Origin of the sequence: Mucilaginibacter sp. 14171R-50 (assembly GCF_010093045.1) — a bacterium.
In the GTDB taxonomy this organism is placed as follows: Bacteria; Bacteroidota; Bacteroidia; order Sphingobacteriales; family Sphingobacteriaceae; genus Mucilaginibacter.
Genome location: NZ_CP048115.1, coordinates 2,725,843 through 2,744,195, shown reverse-complemented (window position 1 = coordinate 2,744,195; position 18,353 = coordinate 2,725,843). Strand labels below are relative to the sequence as shown.

The 18,353-nt window shown below is 45.6% G+C and carries 15 protein-coding genes; 13 read left to right on the top strand and 2 right to left on the bottom strand.

Annotated features, from left to right (window positions below):
* Position 1 precedes the first annotated feature (1 nt).
* The 13 genes from GWR56_RS12625 to xrtY all read left to right on the top strand — a co-directional run bounded on the left by GWR56_RS12625 (position 2) and on the right by xrtY (position 13,204).
* The gene (locus GWR56_RS12625; protein ID WP_162431593.1) at positions 2 to 805 is read left to right on the top strand and encodes a hypothetical protein; all 804 of its coding nucleotides are present in this window, start codon (positions 2 to 4) and stop codon (positions 803 to 805) included.
* Positions 806 to 1,774, top strand: a complete 969-nt coding sequence (locus tag GWR56_RS12620) for a hypothetical protein (protein ID WP_162431592.1) — start codon at positions 806 to 808, stop codon at positions 1,772 to 1,774.
* Entirely contained in the window at positions 1,774 to 2,718 is a 945-nt protein-coding gene (locus GWR56_RS12615) for a glycosyltransferase family 2 protein (protein ID WP_162431591.1), read from the top strand. The genes GWR56_RS12620 and GWR56_RS12615 overlap by 1 nt, the downstream gene beginning before the upstream one ends.
* Positions 2,700 to 3,680 (top strand): glycosyltransferase, encoded by a 981-nt coding sequence (locus GWR56_RS12610; protein ID WP_162431590.1) that lies wholly within the window; start codon positions 2,700 to 2,702, stop codon positions 3,678 to 3,680. The genes GWR56_RS12615 and GWR56_RS12610 overlap by 19 nt, the downstream gene beginning before the upstream one ends.
* Before the next feature lie 14 nt (positions 3,681 to 3,694).
* Positions 3,695 to 4,711: a glycosyltransferase gene (locus GWR56_RS12605; RefSeq protein ID WP_162431589.1), complete on the top strand. Its 1,017-nt coding sequence runs from the start codon at positions 3,695 to 3,697 to the stop codon at positions 4,709 to 4,711.
* The gene (locus GWR56_RS12600; protein ID WP_162431588.1) at positions 4,701 to 5,909 is read left to right on the top strand and encodes a glycosyltransferase family 4 protein; all 1,209 of its coding nucleotides are present in this window, start codon (positions 4,701 to 4,703) and stop codon (positions 5,907 to 5,909) included. The genes GWR56_RS12605 and GWR56_RS12600 overlap by 11 nt, the downstream gene beginning before the upstream one ends.
* 5 nt (positions 5,910 to 5,914) lie before the next feature.
* Positions 5,915 to 7,189 carry a glycosyltransferase gene (locus GWR56_RS12595; RefSeq protein WP_238395361.1) on the top strand — a complete coding sequence of 425 codons (1,275 nt, stop codon included), beginning with the start codon at positions 5,915 to 5,917 and terminating at the stop codon, positions 7,187 to 7,189.
* The gene (locus GWR56_RS12590; RefSeq protein ID WP_162431587.1) at positions 7,186 to 8,337 is read left to right on the top strand and encodes a glycosyltransferase family 4 protein; all 1,152 of its coding nucleotides are present in this window, start codon (positions 7,186 to 7,188) and stop codon (positions 8,335 to 8,337) included. Before GWR56_RS12595 ends, GWR56_RS12590 begins: the two co-directional genes overlap by 4 nt.
* Complete coding sequence (locus GWR56_RS12585) at positions 8,334 to 9,188, top strand: FkbM family methyltransferase (protein ID WP_162431586.1); 855 nt, start codon at positions 8,334 to 8,336, stop codon at positions 9,186 to 9,188. Before GWR56_RS12590 ends, GWR56_RS12585 begins: the two co-directional genes overlap by 4 nt.
* Positions 9,181 to 10,575, top strand: coding sequence for an exosortase Y-associated Wzy-like protein (locus GWR56_RS12580; RefSeq protein ID WP_238395229.1), 1,395 nt, complete (start codon positions 9,181 to 9,183; stop codon positions 10,573 to 10,575). Before GWR56_RS12585 ends, GWR56_RS12580 begins: the two co-directional genes overlap by 8 nt.
* Positions 10,572 to 11,723: an XrtY-associated glycosyltransferase XYAG1 gene (locus GWR56_RS12575; protein WP_162431585.1), complete on the top strand. Its 1,152-nt coding sequence runs from the start codon at positions 10,572 to 10,574 to the stop codon at positions 11,721 to 11,723. Before GWR56_RS12580 ends, GWR56_RS12575 begins: the two co-directional genes overlap by 4 nt.
* A gap of 61 nt (positions 11,724 to 11,784) precedes the next feature.
* Positions 11,785 to 12,651, top strand: a complete 867-nt coding sequence (locus GWR56_RS12570) for a glycosyltransferase family 2 protein (protein ID WP_162431584.1) — start codon at positions 11,785 to 11,787, stop codon at positions 12,649 to 12,651.
* Entirely contained in the window at positions 12,638 to 13,204 is a 567-nt protein-coding gene (gene xrtY, locus GWR56_RS12565; RefSeq protein WP_162431583.1) for an exosortase Y, read from the top strand. Before GWR56_RS12570 ends, xrtY begins: the two co-directional genes overlap by 14 nt.
* A gap of 68 nt (positions 13,205 to 13,272) precedes the next feature.
* Here xrtY and GWR56_RS12560 read toward each other — a convergent pair whose 3' ends face one another.
* Entirely contained in the window at positions 13,273 to 15,192 is a 1,920-nt protein-coding gene (locus GWR56_RS12560) for a SusD/RagB family nutrient-binding outer membrane lipoprotein (RefSeq protein ID WP_162431582.1), read from the bottom strand.
* A gap of 26 nt (positions 15,193 to 15,218) precedes the next feature.
* Positions 15,219 to 18,335: a SusC/RagA family TonB-linked outer membrane protein gene (locus tag GWR56_RS12555; protein ID WP_162431581.1), complete on the bottom strand. Its 3,117-nt coding sequence runs from the start codon at positions 18,333 to 18,335 to the stop codon at positions 15,219 to 15,221.
* Between the last annotated feature and the right edge of the window lie 18 nt (positions 18,336 to 18,353).

Here is an 18,353-nt window from a genome sequence, read left to right as displayed (position 1 = left end):
AATGTTCACCATTAAACGATACGCTAAGGCAGTTACACGAAGGGTTAATAACTTCTTTTCGAGCCTGGTGTCCAACTTTACTTTATTTAAAATAGATAGTGTTTACGGGTATCAAGATCATCCGAAAAACGTTATCTCCTTCTGCTTATTTGGCAGCAATGCTAACTACCTGAATAATGTAGATGCCTGTTTAGCGAGTTATATACAGCACTTCGACAATTGGGTGCTGCGGGTTTATGCGGCGTATGACATTCCTGCGGATATCCTCGAAAAAATAAAGCGGTACAACTGCGAGCTGTTTGTGATGCAAAGCGGTGGTTTTGATTTCCGGCATACCTTTTGGCGCTTTTTGGTATTAGATGATCCGAATGTATCACGAGCGCTGATCAGGGATATAGATTCAGTAGCCTCGGACCGGGAAAAGCAAATGACCGGCGACTGGATCTCGTCCGGGAAAAAAATGCATATCATCAGGGACCATCCTTTTCACACGGAATTGATAATGGCCGGTATGTGGGCGTTAGAAACAAAAAACATCAGTCAAAACTTCAAAAGCAAAATGCTACGCTTTACAAAAAGCAACAGGTACGCGATAGATCAGGAGTTTTTGAAAAAAATATATCACAAGCACTTCCCTGATATTTTAGTGCACGATGTATACAAAAGGTTCGATCAGGAAGAGCCGGTGATCATACCGCATAACAGCTCCGGCTTTTACGTCGGTGAGATCAGTTTTGATCATCCGGCAAAACAAGCCTATCGTGACCAGGTAAAAGCGTTATATAAGATAGATGCAAGCTTGTAAGTGAATAAAAACGTTTTAACCATAGCCACCGGTAAGCCCCTTTTTGTAGATATGGCTGTAAATCTCGCGCGCTCGTTTTTACACTGGCACCCGGCGTCTGATATAAAATTTCACCTTGTTACAGACCTGCCCGATTTAATTCCGGGAGACGTAAAAAACAAGATCAACCGGATACAGGTAACTCCCGGCGAACTGGGGCCGGCCTTTTCGGCAAAGCTGCATCTGGACAAGTTAGCGCCCGAAGGCCAAACCCTATTTGTAGACAGCGACTGCCTCATATTTGAGGAGTTGACGCCATTGTTCAGTCGTTTTGAAGGGCGTGCGGTATCTGTAGCAGGTTCATACATATCACATGGAGAGTGGTTTGGCGATATAGAGGACATTTGCAGGCAGTTTAACGTACCGCATATACCGAAGTTTAACGGCGGCTTATACTATATCGAAAAAGGCGACAAAGCAACGACAGTTTACACCGAAGCCCGCAAATTGGAGAAGGCGTATGACGAGATTGGCTTTGTAAGATTACGAAACAGCCCTAATGACGAGGTTATTATGGCCCTTGCCATGCAACTGCACGGACAAATGCCCCTAACCGACGATGGAACGATCATGAGCGACCCGCAGGCCTGCCCCGGCGGATACCAGATAGATGTGATTAGCGGAAGCCGCGAGCTTGTAAATCCGCAACTGCCAAACCCGTTGCACCAAAGCTGGTATCCGTTTGAAAAAGTTTCGCCGGCAATTGTGCATTTTCTGGGATATTATACCCAGCATTATCCTTATAAACGGGAAGCTTACCGTTTGGCTAAAGCGTCGTTAAATAAGCTAAACCTTATATCGGAGATGGTTGCATTAATAGGCATCCAATATCCTGCTCAATTAAAAAATAGTATTAAAGATCTATTCAGACCGGTTTACAGGGCACTGTTTGGCACCCGCGGGGTTAAACCCTCGGATAGGATAGTTTAATGGACGTAAGCGTAATTATACCCGCATATAACAGGCTATGGTGCCTGCCGCGCGCTATTAACAGTTGCCGGCATACAAAATGCCAAACAGAAATCATTGTGGTAGACGACGGCAGTACCGATGGTACCTGGGAATGGTTAAAAGATCAAACAGATATAGTGGCCATAAGGCAGGAAAACCAGGGGCAAACCAGGGCAATAAATAATGGTTTCCGGGTTGCGAAAGGCGAGTATATACGTTTTTTAGACAGCGATGACTTTCTTTGCGCGGATACAATTGACAGGCAGTTTAATAAAGCGGTAACCACAAAGGCCCAGTTAATTTGTTCGCGGGTTGATTACTACGATGAATCGTTAAAAGCGATTACCCAGGCACCCGAAATTACTGATTGGGAAGATTTCTTAGAGATACAATTAGGAAACGGCTACGGCAGCCATTTCTTAGGAATGTTATTTCATCGCAGCCTGGTCGAAAAAGTGCCGCGCCGGCCCGATTTTGCCTATCGTGAAGACCGGATGTTTTTATTGGAAGTTGCTTTACTGAAGCCTGAAATGGCTGTTTTGGAAGGATGCGCGGGCTATTGGGTACAACATCAACAACAAATGCAGGGTAATTATAACCACACGCGCATGCAGGCAGTAAACGCGCAGCATTTAGGTATCTATCAAAAAATATTAGCGGAACTGGATAGCAAAGGCCAATTAAAACCGGAGTATAAGAAAGCAGCGTGCACAGTGCTATGGCCTTTGGCACACTGGATAGCTAAATACGATATAGCTGCGGCTAACCGTGTGATAAAATGGTTGTATGAGCTTGATCCTGAATTTAACATTCCTGAGCGCGGCCTTCTCGGAATGATGTACAGCAAACTTGGGTTCAACATCACCGAAGGGCTTTTGCGCGTTAGGCGCATCATAAAATACGGATGGAAACAAAGCCCCTGAATATTTTTTATGAAGAACCAGACCCGGACCGCTGGGTACCGTTTGACCGTTACCCACGCAGGGCCATTCGCAGGCTTATACGCGGTAAGCAACGCCCCGGCGGGGTAGCGATGGTTGCCATAAACCTGATGGAAGGGCTTAAACGCCTGGGTATCCCCTACCGTTTTAACGATTATGGGTACATTAAAAAGCACCCCGAAGAGATTGCCTGTATTATTGGGAAGCCGCATATATTATTCGAAAAAAAGTGGCTTAACCCCATCATATTCGGCGCCGGTATTTACTCGCACCCCATAGAGTGCCCCGATCTGTTTGGGCGATATCCAAACGTCAGGTACGTGCTGGTACCGGGTGAGTGGATGCGGAAAATGTTTGAGCCGTACTATCAACAAAAGGTATTGGCCTGGCCGGCAGGAATAGACACCGAATTATGGAAGCCCTCTTCCGGCGAAAAACGAACCGACTTTTTAATTTACGATAAAACTCATGGGCGGCATAATACCGCCATTCTTGAGCCAACATTAGCCCTGCTCCGTAAAAATAATTTAAGCTTTACCATTATCCGCTACGGCGGTTATACGCAGCAACAGCTTCTTCAGGGCCTGAACAATTGCAAAGCAGTTATATTTATGTCAGAGAGCGAAACCCAGGGACTGGGCTATCAGCAAATACTGGCCACCAACACCCCGATATTAGCCTGGGACCGGGCCGGTTACTGGCTGGACCCTTATTACTATCCGCATAAGGTAAAATTTGCGCCCGTAAGTTCCGTACCTTATTGGGACGAACGATGCGGTGTAAAATTCACCTCCGCAGCCGATATTGAGGAAAAGCTGGGCATTTTTCTCGGCAGCCTATCAAACTTTAAACCACGGGATTATATTCTGGAAAATTTAACGCTTGAGCGATGTGCACGGAAGTATTTGGACATTTATAACACTGTGGCCGCCGAACTGAAATGAGGATATTGCTGATCATGAATCCCGGAATACCTGTGCCCCCGCTTTTATATGGAGGGATCGAGCGTATTGTTTACCTGTTGGCCGAAGAGTATCATAAACAGGGGCACCAGGTTACCCTACTTGCCGGAACAGGCTCGCATTGCAGCGGCACTACAATTACTTTTGGGGCCGATAATACAAAACGCTCTAAAGTTGCCGGCTATAAGGAAATTTTATTTGTTTGGAAGTTTTTGTGGCGCAACCACCAAAAATTCGATCTTATCCACAATTTTGGCCGGCTGATATATCTTTTGCCGGTAATTAACAAACCGGCACATAAGATCATGTCGTACCAGCGCGAGGTATCGGTGAAGGGGATAAAACTGATAACTTCGCTGCCGGCCAAAAATTTAGTGTTCACCGGGTGCAGCAACTATTGCGTATCAACAGGTAACGTAAGCGGTAAATGGGCCACCGTTTATAACGCCGTCAATTTTTCGGAATACAAATTAACCGAAGAATTTGATGAACACGCCCCCCTTATGTTTTTGGGGCGGCTGGACAAAATTAAAGGCCTGCATACCGCTATCGAGGTTGCTAAGGCCACGTCGTCAAAACTATGGATAGGTGGCAACATCCCAGCTACCGCTGATAATTATGCCTATTACAAAGAAATAATTGAACCGCAGATAGATAATATACAGATAATATACCTTGGCGAACTAAATGACCGGCAAAAAGACAATTACCTGGGAAAAGCGAAGGCGCTTTTATTCCCCATTGAGTGGGACGAGCCATTTGGTATTGTAATGATAGAAGCAATGGCCTGCGGTACGCCCGTTATCGGATTCGATCGCGGCGCCGTGCCCGAGGTTGTAGACGAGGAGGTTACCGGTAATGTGGGAACTACCAAAAATCAAATGATCGAAGCTGTTGGTAAACTCAGCACAATAAATCGCACGGCATGCCGTGAACACGCCAGGGATAAGTTCAATATCGGCAGGATAGCCAAAACTTATCTTGAATTAACTGCAAATAATATTGGCCGCTAAGATAGTTATCATAACATCGGGACAGCCCTCGTTAAACCCCCGGCTGGTTAAAGAAGCTGATACACTCACCCAACACGGGTATGATGTGCTGGTAATTTATGCTTACTGGAACCACTGGGCTACCAAAACAGATGAGCAGTTGCTTGCTTCAAAAAAATGGAAAGCCGTAAGGGCCGCCGGGCATCCCGACCAAAATGCTGTCACTTATTTTATAAGTCGCGTTATATTCAGGGTGGCCGCCGCGCTGGCAAAAAAATTCAGGTTAAGGTACTTTGCCGATGCCGCCGTTGCGCGCGCAAGTTATTTTTTGCAGGCCGAGGCCAAAAAGCACCACGCCGATCTATATATCGGGCATAACCTGGGCGCTTTGCCCGCTACAGTAAAGGCAGCTAAAAAACATCAAAAGCCCTGCGGGTTTGATGCAGAGGATTTTCATCGTAAAGAAGTTACCGATGACGAGACCGATGCGGATGTTATTTTAAAAACCTGGGTAGAAGATAGGTACATCCCCCAGGTAAATTATTTAACCGCGGGCAGCCCGCAGATCGCCGCTGCTTACCGGCAGCTTTATCCTTTATCCAAGCCCCAAACGTTGTTAAATGTGTTCAATAAAATGACTTTAACAGCAGGCAATGATAAAAATGATGCCACCCCGATCAAGCTATTTTGGTTTTCGCAAACGGTTGGCCCCGGCCGTGGTTTAGAAAATGTTATAGAATCGTTATCTATGCTTGATGGCGGTTTCGAGCTGCATCTGTTAGGTTATTGCGATAACCGGTTTAAACAGCAATTGCGCGATCCCGGCTATTTGCATTTTCATGCGCCCGTTCACCCGGATGAACTGCCTTTTTTTGCATCGCAATTTGACATAGGGCTGGCAACCGAAACCAGCACGCCATACAACCGCGATATTTGTCTAACTAACAAAATATTTACCTATATGCAGGCGGGGCTTGCAGTGGTTGCCAGTGATACTACTGCCCAAACCGCGTTATTGAGCACCTATCCTGCTGTTGGTAAACTGTATCAAAATACCGCCCCCCGATCTTTGGCCGATGTGCTTTTATTTTATCAACAAAACCGGCAAGCGCTTAAAGAGGCAAAAAAAGCTTCGATAGGGGCTGCCCATGAATACCTTAACTGGGAAACGGAAAGCAAAAAATTTTTAACGATCATAAAAAAAACCATAACCGCTTGAAACGGGTGCTTATTATTTCGCCTTATTTCCCCCCGGTAAACGCCGCGGATATGCAGCGCGTGCGCATGAGCCTGCCCTATTTTGCTGCGTTTGGCTGGGACGCTGAGGTGGTAACGGTTGATGAGCGATATGTGGATATGGCAAAAGATGATCTGTTGCTGCAAAGTGTCCCTCAGGAAATAAAGATCCACAAAGTAAAGGCGCTGAAAAAAAAATGGACGTCGAAATTAGGCTTAGGGAGTATAGCTTTGCGTTCGCTTTGGTTTTACCGCAAAAAAGTTGACCAGTTGCTTAAAACATCGCGGTTTGACCTTATCTATTTCTCGACCACACAGTTCCCTGTTTGTATTTTAGGGCCGCACTGGAAAAAGCGGTTTGGCATCCCCTATGTTATTGATATGCAAGACCCATGGCATTCTGATTATTACCGGGATAAGCCTGCGGCGCAAAGGCCGCCGAAATACTGGTTTTCGTATCGCCTGAACAAATACCTTGAGCCGATGGCGATAAAACACGCGGATGGATTGATAAGTGTTTCGGATGCCTATATCTCCACCCTTAAAGGACGTTACCCATCAATCAGGTACCTGCCTGCCGAAACCATTACATTTGGCGCGTTCGATAAAGATCTGGACATCGCCCGGGATCATCAACATAAATTCAGCAACCTTTTACAAGATGGCTGCATCAATATAGTTTACGCAGGCCGGGGCGGTGCAGATATGCACGAGGCCATTGCGCCGGTTTTTAAGGTTTTGCGGCAAGGCGTCGGCAAAAATCCTGAGCTTTACGGCAAGCTGAGGCTATATTTCATAGGCACAAGCTACGCCTCGGCAGGTAAAGGCAAGGCAACCATAATGCCCCTTGCAGAACAGTATGATGTACAAAGCCAGGTAGTAGAAATAACCGACAGGATAAGTTATTATCACACCCTCGCTACCCTGCAAAGTGCCGATGGCCTGTTTATCCCGGGCTCTGACGATCCGCATTACACGGCATCAAAAATATACCCGTATCTGTTAACTCAAAAGCCTTTGCTGGCCATTTTTAACCCGTTTAGCCCGGCCATTACAGTATTGCGGGAGTACGGAGTGCACAATGTTTATGATTACCAAAACATCCGCGATGAAGACATCGACGGTTTTTTTTTAAACCTGATCGGTCATCAGCCTTTGTTGCAGCACTACAATACAAATGCCATCAAAAAATATTCGGCGGAGCAAATGACCTTAAACCAATGCCGTGTGTTTGACAGCGTGATAAGCAAGCACTTAACATGAAACGCTTAGCCATTATAACCACTCACCCCATACAATACTATGCGCCGGTTTTCAGGCTGTTGCATCAGCGTGGCAATATAAGCGTCAAGGTGTTTTATACCTGGGGCGATGGAGCCATGCAAAAGCACGACCCCGGTTTTAACCGAATAATTGAGTGGGATATCCCGTTATTGGATGGTTACCCTTATGAGTGGGTCGTAAATACGTCAACCGATCCCGGTTCGCACCATTTTAAGGGTATTATAAACCCCGCGCTTAACAGCCAGGTAGCTGCATGGCAACCCGATGCCCTATTAGTTTTCGGATGGGCTTATAGCAGCCACCTCGGGGTTATGCGGCATTTCAAAAATAAACTACCGGTTTATTTCAGGGGCGACTCTACCCTGCTTGATGAGCGTAGCGGTTTAAAATCCGCTATCAGGTCGCTTTTTTTGAAATGGGTTTACAAACATGCCGACCATGCCTTCTACGTTGGTACTAACAACAGGCGATATTTTGAGGCGTATGGCTTTGAATTAAGCAGGCTTACTTTTGCGCCGCATGCCGTTGATAACGAACGATTTGCCGATAACCGAACGGCCGGGGCCCTAAAGTTAAGGCATGACCTTGGGATCGATGCCGATGATATACTGGTGCTTTTTGCCGGTAAGCTGGAAGAAAAAAAGTCGCCGGGGTTATTGTTAAACGCTTTTTTAAACTTACCCCCTGGTAATGTACATTTGCTATTTGCCGGCAGCGGAAACCTGAAGCAGTATCTGGAGGATAAAGCCTTTGGAAACAAGCACGTTCATTTTATTGATTTTCAAAACCAGCAGCAAATGCCCGTTATTTACCAGGCGTGCAACCTATTTTGCCTGCCATCAAAAGGGCCGGGCGAAACCTGGGGACTTGCAGTGAACGAGGCGATGGCCGGCGGAAAGGCAGTTTTAGTAGCTGATAAAGTTGGCTGCGCCATTGATTTGGTAAAGCCGGGCTACAACGGATACATATTTAAAAGCGGCGATGAAAACAGTTTGCTGACTTGTTTAACCGAACTTACAAGATCAAAGAAAATTCTTGAAAAATTTGGAGAAAATTCCGGTAAAATTATAGCAGATTGGAACTTTAAAAAGATTGCCGAAGCCATCGAAAATAAATTAACCGAATGAAAAGAAGCGACCGCATTAAACTGAGTTTTATACGCAACTGGAACCTGCCCGGTAAAGAACGCCTGTCGCATTTATTGAATCCTTCAAACGATCTCAAACAAAATATAAAGGATGGTATTATTTGGTTGAACACCGAAGACATAGCCATTTATACCACCGCCGATAATTATATTGAGTGGACCATTTTAAGCACGGGCACTTACGAAGCCGAAACAGGCAAACTGATACGGATATCGTTAAAGCCCGGCGATACCGCAATTGATATAGGCGCCAACATTGGGTTGCAAAGCGTCCGCATGTCGCAATGTGTGGGCGCTGAAGGCACAGTGTATGCGTTTGAACCGCTGGAATACCTGCAGCATAAATTAAAGAAAAACCTGGCCCTAAATAAAGCCGGTAATGTAACGGTTTTCCCTTATGCGTTATCTGATACCGCAAGCGAGACCGAATTCAGCATAGATGACCGCGCCTGGAACCAGGGCACCTTTAGTTTGAACAACACCTTTGGCAATACCAAACAAGCTGTAACCGTAAAAGTTGGCGATAACATCCCCGAGGTTATGGGCCTGCAAAACGTTAGCCTGATAAAAATTGATGTAGAGGGCTTTGAATATCACGTTCTGCGTGGATTAACCAATACCCTGAAAAAGCACAGGCCCCGCATTATTTTTGAATACGACAGCAACTACTGGCCCGGCACCGGGCAAAGCATTCATGATTGCTATAACTTTTTACAGTCGCTTAATTATAAATTGTATCAAATAACACCTGTAGGCTGCGAGCCGGTGATCAATTCAGCCGCCATAGTAAGCGGCAATTTATTTTGCATACCCGGTTTATCTGATGAATAAAAAAGGGCTTGAAAGGTATCTGGTGTTGTATTTACCCTGGTTACTGGCTTTGTTATTCCAGTCGGACCCGGTGTTATCATACCTGATAGCCTGGTCAGGTTCGTTTTTGATATTTTTCATCACCTTAACCGGCTGGGTAAAGCCAATCCCCGACGACAGGCGCTTTGGCGAGCAGCTTATGCGCCCGCTGTTTATTCAGCAAATTATATTTGCCGGGTTTATGTGCTGTACCTCCATATTTTACTTTATGGATGTGTTGGGTTATACAGATTTCCAAAAAACAAATACCCATTTGCTCATCGATCAGGACAGGCTAATGTTAACGGCGCAATGCCAGCGGTACTACAGCCTGGGCCATGCCGCTTTCGTTACAGGCATCCTCAGTTTCATGAAATATCCCGATGAAAACAGGTATTACATTGAAAAAAACACGCTGGCTAACTTACTGCTTAAAATCGCTTTGGTAAGTTTTCCGGTTTCCATCATCTTTACTAAGGTGCCGGGCTTATCTCAGTTTTATTTTCAATTCAGCTCGTTAAGTTTTATTGCAGGCACACTGGCATTGGCCTTTGCCATCCCGTTAAAAAAATCGCTGAACACCATCATTTGTTCGGTGCTATACCTCTTTAACCTTTATCAGGCGTTTCTTTCGGGTTTCAAAGAACCTATTATTATCAGCATCCTGGTGCTGGCTATCTTTTTATACCCCAACTATAAAAAAATTGTCATCGCGGTGTTTGTCCCGGCGTTATTTATTTCTTTCATTTTTTTGCCGGCCTATGTAAATAACTTTCGCGAAAATGCCTGGTCGGGCGAGGCCGATGCCGAAGAGTCGTCGCAAATAGCAATTGATGCGGCCTTGAATAATACCGACAACTCCAATTGGTCGTTCTTTGCATTCCGCTTAAGCGAAATTGACATGTTCACCACCTTTGTACAGTCCACTCCCAAAAATATCGACTTTTACGGCACAAAACTGTTAAAGCAATCCGCTATTGTGATCGTTCCGCGTGTGTTTTGGCCGGGCAAACCAATTACCGAAGAACTGGTGATGGAACGGGTATATGCTGCCGGCGTGGTTAACCCCCTTTCCACTGTATCTGCCAAGCCCGCTTTTATTGTCGACGCGTATTTATCAGGCGGGGCAACTGGTATATTTTTGTTTTTATTTGCCTACGGGGCAATATCGCAGCTAATTTCTATAAAAGCCGAGCGGCTTTTTGGCGGGTATATTTTAGGTACGGCATTAATATTCAGCGGGCTGTTTCAAATATTATGGCGCGGGTTAAGCTTCGAGTTTTTAATAAACTCGGTATTCTGGAGTTATGTAACCATGTTCATCATTCAAAAAGTTTTATTGCGCATCAATATTTTAAAACGGTTTTGAAAGTACTGCACATTATTGCCGCGTATAAACCAGCCTATATTTACGGGGGCCCTACCATGTCGGTGGCTATGCTGTGCGAGGCCCTGGTTAAATCGGGTGTAAATGCCGAGGTATTTGCTACTACTGCAAACGGGCCTGCCGAATTGCCCGTTGAAGCTAACAAGCCAGCCGCTGTTGACGGAGTACCCGTAACCTATTTTACACGCCTTACCAAAGACCATACGCATTTTTCGCCGGCATTATTAAAAGCCGTGTGGAAACGTGCCGACGAGTTTGATGTGATACATATACACGCCTGGTGGAACCTGGTATCGATATTTTCGTGTCTTATCGCTTTAAAAAAAGGCGTACCGGTTGTATTGTCGCCCAGGGGTACCTTAAGTAATTATGCTTTCACCAATAAAAACTCCGGCAAAAAAAAGCTTATTCATGATCTGTTAGGCAAACGGCTTTTATCTAAATGCCATATCCACGTTACCTCGGCAAACGAAAGCACGGCCATACTTAAACTCGCGAAGCCTTTAACCATCACCACCATACCCAATTACGTAAAGCTGGATGCCGCTATTGCCGCGGATCACCGCGATAGCCCCGAGGTTTTGAAGCTGCTGTTTTTTTCGCGCATCGAGGAAAAAAAAGGGCTCGATATTTTACTTGAAGCACTTAACAACGTTAAAGTGCCTTTTAGCCTTACCATTGCGGGTACCGGCGAAGAAGCTTATATCGCGCGGTTAAAGGCATCGGTAACCAACCCCGAGATAGCCGCTAAAATAACATGGGCTGGTTTTTACGGCGACAACAAATTTGACCTGCTGCAGAGGCACGACCTGCTGGTTCTGCCCTCGCACGACGAGAACTTTGGAAATGTGGTAATTGAAAGCCTGAGTGTTGGTACAGCAGTGCTGATAAGCGGGCAAGTGGGCCTTGCAGATTACGTTGCGGACAATAAGCTGGGCTGGATATGTAAAACAAGCGCGGACTCGGTAAGCGCGATGATAAATATAATAGCCACCAATTACGGCGCCGATTTAGCCAGGATACGGGAAACCGCGCCGCGGAGCGTTCGGACTGACTTTACCGGTAACGAGCTGCTGCAGCAATACATCCGGCTGTACCAAAATATCAAAACCCATAAGCCGCAATCATAAAACTTTTTTAACAGGCTAATAACTTATACTTTCAAATATATTTTACTAAAGCGATATTAAATTGGACCCGCGGTATTCATTCATCATACTTACCTATAACGAAGAGATGCACCTGCCCAGGCTGCTGGCCTCGATAGCGGGGTTAAATGCCGAAACGTTTATACTTGATTCGGGCAGTACTGATGCAACTCTTTGTATTGCCGAAGCAGCGGGGGCAACTATATTGTACCACTCGTTTGAAAACCATCCCAAACAGTGGGATTTCGCCCTGACGACCTTCGAGGTAAAAACCCCATGGGTGATTTGCCTGGATGCCGACCAGATAGTAACACCTGAACTGTTTACGCTATTGAAAAACTTTAGCGAGGATGAACACAAGGATATTAACGGGATATATTTTAACCGGAAAAATTTTTTTAAGGGCCGGTGGATAAAACATGGCGGTTACTACCCGTTCTACCTGTTAAAAATGATACGATACGGCACCGGATTTTCGGACACTAACGAGAATATGGACCACCGTTTAGTTGTTCCGGGCAAAACCATTACCTGGAAGAACGGCCATATACTGGAAGAAAACCTAAAGGAAAACAAGATAAGTTTTTGGATAGAGAAGCATAATAAATACAGCGACCTGCTGGCTTTTGAAGAAATGGAACGCCTGCTTAGTTTAAGGCAACAAACGGTTAAGGCATATTTTTGGGGTCCGCCAAATGAACGTACCGCCTGGCTTAAGCAACGCTGGTGGAAACTGCCCCGCTACTTACGGCCGGCGCTATACTTCGGCTATCGCCTTATTTTTAAGCTTGGCATCCTTGATGGCCGTACGGGTATCATTTTCCATTTTATGCAAGGCTTTTGGTTTAGGCTGGTAGTTGATATCAAAATAGACGAACTTTTAAAACAACGAAAAAATGAAGCCGAATAAGGCCGGAATAAACCCCGCGTTAAAGTTTGCTGTTACGCTGCCGGTTGCGTTTGGCTTACTTTATGGCTTTTACTTTGCATACCTCGGCATTACATCGCACACGGGGAAATTGTATTCCCCGTTTTTAGATAAGCACCTGAATTTCATCGACTGGCTGCGGTACGTACTGATACAAAGCAGCTCGGCTATTTTGAATTTGCTTGGCTATCAAACCAAAACCAATGCCGACCAAATGCTGGTAGTTGGCCATAACCTTATACATGTGGGATATGATTGTTTAGGTTTTGGGGTGATGTGTTTTTTCACCGCGTTTGTAATTGCTTACCCCGGGCAGTTAAGGGTTAAGTTTTACTTTCTTATAGCGGGTTTAATAGGCATCCAGTTGATTAACCTGGCGCGATTTATATTGCTATCGCTTTACTGGCGGTATACAACCGTGTATATATCAGACCATCACACCATCTTCAATATTGTAATTTATATACTGATTGCCATAAGCCTTTATTTTTACACCCGGTACCAGGATAAGGCGCTGCTGCGTCGCAAAGCATAAAATCATAAAAATACTTACAAAAAAAGAGAGGCGCCAAGCGCCTCTCTTTTTTATTCAGAACAAAACTGTTAGTGCTTTGCCCACCAAAGTGGTGTTAACACGGCATCGGGCCCACCCAAAGCTGCTACAGCCTGGTTGTAACCGTTAACATTACTGTTGCTTAGGTTTGAAGGATATTTCATACGCTGAGCAAAGAATTTTATGTTGCTTGTGTTATAATTAGTGTTATTCAGCGCGGGTAGGTCGGGCATTACATCCTCAACCGCAGGCGTTTCATAAAATGGCAAACCTAACCTGCGGTGATCGTTCCATGTTTCTAAAGGCAACCACGGGGTTTGCGCTATAAATTTCTGGGTAATGATCTTTGTTAACAGGTCGTTTCTTACGGTACCCGCTTTATACAGGTCGTTTTTAGGATAGGCCACTTCCTGGGTGCCTGCTGTGCCGGTAATACCGTCTTCATACTTCATGGTATGCGTTGCACCGGGCTCGGTGGTGTGGTCCCAGTTTACAGATGTACCTACACGGTTATACTCGGTAGATGCCAGGTAAGTGCTCAAAGACGCTGTGGTGCCAAAGTATTCAAAGCTTTTGGCGATACCGGTTTCGTAAGCAGTTTTGCCGCTAACCGGGGTAGCCCAGCCGCGTACCGAAGCTTCCGCTAAAAGGAAATAGGTTTCCCACGGGCCAAAAAATACCCTTCTGTTGTTTCCGTTACGGTAGTTAAGGTTTAACAACGGCTTAAACCCGTTAGTTGTAATAGCCTGGTTCAAGGCTGATTTTGCCCCCCAGTTGCCATCTGCTTTAGCGTTCCAGGTATATTTTGAGGTCAATGTTTTCGCTACACCACCGCCTGGTTTCTTCAGGTCGCGCTCGGCAGCTTTAAATGTATCCCCTATTCCCGGATAAACGGGGTTAGTAAGATCGCCGGGGATGCTGAATATTTTATATGCGCGCGGATCTATGGTATAAGGCAAACCGTTAAACCAATATCCCGCCGCCGGATCGTTTGTTTTTGTGGCAAACTGCTCAGGGAATTTCTGGCCCAGCCAATCAGCTGGTTTAATGGCCGACTGAAAATCAGCACCTAACTGATCAGCAGATTTTACGCTGCCTAAACCTACCGAAAGGTTGTTATAAGTTGCAGATATCGGCAACCCCATCCATGACGACTCCTTACGGAACACGCTGCTAAGCGGATTGTAGCTGTTAGGGGTTTCCTGTACGCTAAAGGTTTCGGTAGCAACATCTGTAATAAAATCGCTTCCTGCTGCTGCAGCCTCAAACTCGCTTTTTGCTTTTTCAGGGTCAACCTCTGATAGCCTCATGGCCAAACGCATACGCATCGAGTTTGCGTATTTGCGCCACTTGGCGTAGTTGTATCCGTAAGCCGGGTCTTCTTTAGCAAGGTCAGATGGGTTTACAACGCTCAGGTCTAATTTAGAAGATGCATCTTTCAACTCATCCAGCAAATAATAGTAAACTGTTTTTACGTCCTTAAAATCGGGGTTTTTACCCTGGAAACCATCAATAGGCATAGGCCCGAAGCTATCCGAAAACTCGCTCATTAAATACGCCCTCCATATCCTGGCCACCTGTATAAGGTTATTGGTGTATGCTTTTGAGGTGCCTTTTTTAATTTGGTCTGTACCTACCTCAATAGCACTGTTGGCTGCATTCAGCCATTGTGATGACTGCCTGTAGTATTCCGAGGTCCAGCCGTCGTCGTAGCTGCCGCGAGAAAAGGTTTCGCCATCCTCGTCCTGCAGGGTATGCCCGCCAACAACCCAGTAAAGGATAAATACCCTTTCAGATAATCCCGGGTCTTGCTGCGCGCCAACTATCGCGTTATTGATAAAGTACTCCGTTTGTACCTGGTCTCCGTTCGCTTTAAGCGGATCGTTATTGATCTCGTCGAATTTTTTGCACGATGCTACCAGCAAAACACCGGTAAGCAGCAGGCATGATTTTTTAAATATCGTTTTCATATTCTTATGAATTAGTCTTTTTATAATTAGAAGCCTATAGTTAAGTTTAGTAAAAATGTACGTGTGGTAGGCGAGCTTCCGCTTTCAAAACCGGTTGCATTGGTACCGGTTGCGTAAACAGATTCAGGGTCCATACCGTTCATGTGGCTTGATATTAACCATAAGTTATTTGCCGACACCCCTATTTTTGCCCTTTGGATACCTGAGCCTGATAGCAGGCTTTTTGGCAGGTTATAACCTAACTGTACGTTTCTAACACGTACGTTAGAAGCATCGTAAAGGTTTGCCTCTGTTATACCTATGTTACCATGGCCGGCTACTACGCCCCAGTAATTTTGCGCGCTGGTTTCTACTTTGTTTGGTTCGTATTTGTTGGTTGTTGTATTTAATACTACACCGTCAACCAACATATTATCCCTCGACCCATTTACAACGGTTTTGTTTGATGTACCGTATTGCTCCATATTAGCTATGGTACCAGAAAACACCTGCCCGCCAAAACGTGCGTCGATCAGGAACGAGAAGTCGAAGTTTTTGTACGAGAACGAGTTGGTAACACCCAGTAAGCTGGTAGCCTGCTGGTTACCCAAGCGGGCTTTTTCAGGATCTACCTGCGGTAAACCGGTAGCATCTAAAATTAATTTTCCATTATATTCGCTGCTTGCATCTTTTACCCGCAGGAAACGTGATCCATAGATCTCACCAAAAAGCTGGCCTGTTTCGGCAATAACCGATACATCGTCGAAGCCACCGAGTCCGTAACGGGTTACTTCATCGGTAAGGTACTTAACCCTGTTCCTGTTGATAGAAAAGTTAACCATGGCATTCCAGTTAAAGCCGGTGCTGCTTTGCAGTATCTTGCCATCAACCATCAGCTCCAAACCTTTATTTTCGATATCGCCCGCGTTGATCTTTTTAAACGAATAACCGCTTAAGTTATCCATTGGTAAGTTCAGCAGCTGCCTGGTGGCGTTTGATTTATATACCGCGAAATCGAATCCAAGGCGGCTGTTAAAGAAACGCATTTCTAAACCGGCCTCGTACGATTTGATCAGCTCGCTTTTCACGTACGGGTCATATAGCACATCGCCACGGCTTGCTGTGGTGTTACCCAGCGGGTCTTTACCAATAGTGTAAGTGTTATATAACTGGTATGGCTCCATATCGTTACCTACTGCCGCGAACGACCCTCTTAACTTACCATAAGTTAACCATGATGGCAGGCCGTTAGCGCTTTTGCTCATCAGTTCGGTAAACACAAATGCACCGCTTAACGATGGGTAAAAATAAGAACGGTTTGCAGCGATCAACGCCGATGACCAGTCGTTACGGAAGGTACCGTCTAAGAACAGGTAGCCATCGTAGTTTAAGCCAACCGAGCCGTAAACCGAATAAATGTTATGACGGTTGATGCCTTCGTTAATGCTTGCGCTGGAAGTACCGTTGTTCAACGAGAACAGGTCAGGCACTTGCAGCGTTCCTACGTTAGCGCTCAGGTACGATGATTTGCGGTTCATTAAGTTGCCACCCGCGGTTATAACACCACCTAATTTGCCAAAAATATTATCCTTTTTAGCAGTTAACAAGGTGCTGTAGTTGGTTTCGGTAAAGGTGCTTTTACCGGTACCGTACGATCCGGTAGAGGTTGGCGTAGCGCCCGAATAGGTCATGTTGGTGGTATTGGTGGTGTAGGTATCTGCCCCACCTTTTGCCTCGGCGCTCAACCAGCTGTTAAACTGGTACCTAACCGATCCGTTCAATAAAAACCTGTTCCTGATGTCTTCGTTCAAATTGTATTTGGAGGCCCAGTAAGGGTTAAGTTCGTTTTCCTGGCGCCACCAAAGCATTTTACCTGCCTCATTGGTACGCGCGCTAAAATCGCGGATATTAATAGAGGTTGGCAGTAACGATAAAGCATAAAAGTTGTTGCTCACGTTCGAGCCACCCTGCGGGCGGTTAAAGGCAGCCGAGTTAATATACTGAACCTTGGTATCTACCGTCCATTTGTCTTCAGCGCCAAACTTGCTTACCGTTCTGGCCATTAGGTTGTTACGGGTAAGCTTAGCGCCGGGGATGATGCTTTTATCATCAAGGCGGTTGTAAGAGGTATAAACCGATGTAGATTTATATTGCTGCTGGAAAGATATGCCCTGGTTTGAGGTTAACCCGTTACCAAAGTAAGAACCGATATTATCGTAAGTAGCCAAAGGCGCTTCTGTGCCATCCCATTTGGTTACGTTTTGCCCGGTTGCTTTTGGTCCCCAGCTGCTGGATGATGTAGCATCGTATATGCCATTTGTACCCTGGCCAAATACGTTCTGCGTTTTAGCCCGTGCAAAAATGCTTTCGATACCAACCGAAGATGTCAGTGTGATACCAAGGCCGTTTTGTGTTTTACCGGTTTTTGTGGTGATCAGGATGGCACCGTTACCGGCCCTTGAACCATATAACGCTGCCGCTGCCGCGCCTTTCAAAACGCTCATGCTTTCAATATCCTCAGCATTGATATCCGACAGACCGTTACCCATATCTAACGACGGGTTGTAATAATCGTTGTTGGCAGCGCCGATAAAGTTATCCAATGGTATACCATCAACAACAATTAAAGGCTGGTTTGACCCGGTTAGCGAGTTATTACCCCTTAAAGTGATCCTTGATGAACCACCCGGGCCGTTACCCGACCGGGTAATTTGCAAACCGGCAACCTTACCCGATAACGCGTTTACAACGTTAGGTTCTTTGGTATCAGATAAAGTTTGTCCTTTAACCTCCTGTACCGCGTAACCTAATGATTTTTTCTCCCTTTTTATGCCAAGGGCCGTTACAACCACCTCATTAAGGGCGTTATCACCGCTCTCTAACACCACATTGATGGTGTTTTCGGCCCCAACGGTAACTTCTTTGGTTTTGTAACCTATAAAAGAAAAGCTTAACACCGCACCCTGCTTAACAGATATGCTGAACTTTCCGTCTACTGTTGTCGACATGCCGTTGGCTGTGCCTTTTTCGGCCACTGTAACACCCGGTAGCGGCTCCCCGGATTTTTCAGTTACCCTACCGGTAACTGTTTTTTGTGCATATGCCGCCATTGATACTATGCTAAACAGCAACAGCGCGATACACCTCAAGTACATTTGTTTCATTTTTTAGGTTTTAATGGT

Coding starts and splice junctions, on each gene's coding strand:
- GWR56_RS12610 (WP_162431590.1), top strand. CDS start 2,700: ATGGAAACAAAGCCCCTGAATATTTTTTATGAAGAACCAGACCCGGAC.
- GWR56_RS12605 (WP_162431589.1), top strand. CDS start 3,695: ATGAATCCCGGAATACCTGTGCCCCCGCTTTTATATGGAGGGATCGAG.
- GWR56_RS12590 (WP_162431587.1), top strand. CDS start 7,186: ATGAAACGCTTAGCCATTATAACCACTCACCCCATACAATACTATGCG.
- GWR56_RS12625 (WP_162431593.1), top strand. CDS start 2: ATGTTCACCATTAAACGATACGCTAAGGCAGTTACACGAAGGGTTAAT.
- GWR56_RS12615 (WP_162431591.1), top strand. CDS start 1,774: ATGGACGTAAGCGTAATTATACCCGCATATAACAGGCTATGGTGCCTG.
- GWR56_RS12560 (WP_162431582.1), bottom strand. CDS start 15,192: ATGAAAACGATATTTAAAAAATCATGCCTGCTGCTTACCGGTGTTTTG.
- GWR56_RS12585 (WP_162431586.1), top strand. CDS start 8,334: ATGAAAAGAAGCGACCGCATTAAACTGAGTTTTATACGCAACTGGAAC.
- GWR56_RS12555 (WP_162431581.1), bottom strand. CDS start 18,335: ATGAAACAAATGTACTTGAGGTGTATCGCGCTGTTGCTGTTTAGCATA.
- xrtY (WP_162431583.1), top strand. CDS start 12,638: ATGAAGCCGAATAAGGCCGGAATAAACCCCGCGTTAAAGTTTGCTGTT.
- GWR56_RS12580 (WP_238395229.1), top strand. CDS start 9,181: ATGAATAAAAAAGGGCTTGAAAGGTATCTGGTGTTGTATTTACCCTGG.